The following is a 577-nucleotide window of genomic DNA, read 5'->3' as shown; positions in this document are numbered from 1 at the left end:
GTGATGAATACCTGAGGAGCAGCACCTTCAGAGGCACCGCCTGACACTGCGCGAACCCCAAGTGAACCATCAGCTGCCCGAGTCAATGGCATGATCGCTTCTGGTCCTGCCTCACCCATTACTCCGGCACCTTTCGCGAATGCGAAAAAAGTAGGATTATCGACTACCTGGCCGCTATAGGCACTTAAGTCTGAGGAGGAATAAACGCCGCCTTTGGCATTGAACTGGAAATTGCTCCCATAATCGGCAATCGCTGTCCCTGAGCTGCCTGCCGTACTTCCCCCAACACCGCCAAGTACACTCGAACCAACCCCCATAATTGAACTCAGGATTGTATTTGTTACGAGCGCCTGTGCTGCCATATCGACGAGGTTTTGAATTATCGACTGAGTAAGCGTGGAGAAGAGGTTGATCACGCCCTCTTTAAAGGTCTGCGTTTTAGTCAGCAGCCCCGTCAGGACATTAGTGGTTCGCTCCCGGGTAGCCTCAACCAGTCCGATCGCCAGATTATTGAATACACTCTGTGAGCGATATAATTCCAGCGCGGTCTGATACTGTGCATCAGCAGAATCTTTAC

The 577-nt window shown here is 51.6% G+C and carries 1 protein-coding gene; it reads right to left on the bottom strand.

The genetic code is table 11. From position 1 onward, the window contains the following. On the bottom strand, positions 1-577 hold a 577-nt coding region (locus ACYVJ4_RS18545), incomplete at both ends, for a phage tail tape measure protein (RefSeq protein ID WP_460461527.1).

The sequence above is a fragment of the Angustibacter peucedani genome (genome assembly GCF_054779595.1).
The sequence above is the reverse complement of the archived record's forward strand: the minus strand, read 5'-3'. Positions and strand labels throughout refer to the sequence as shown.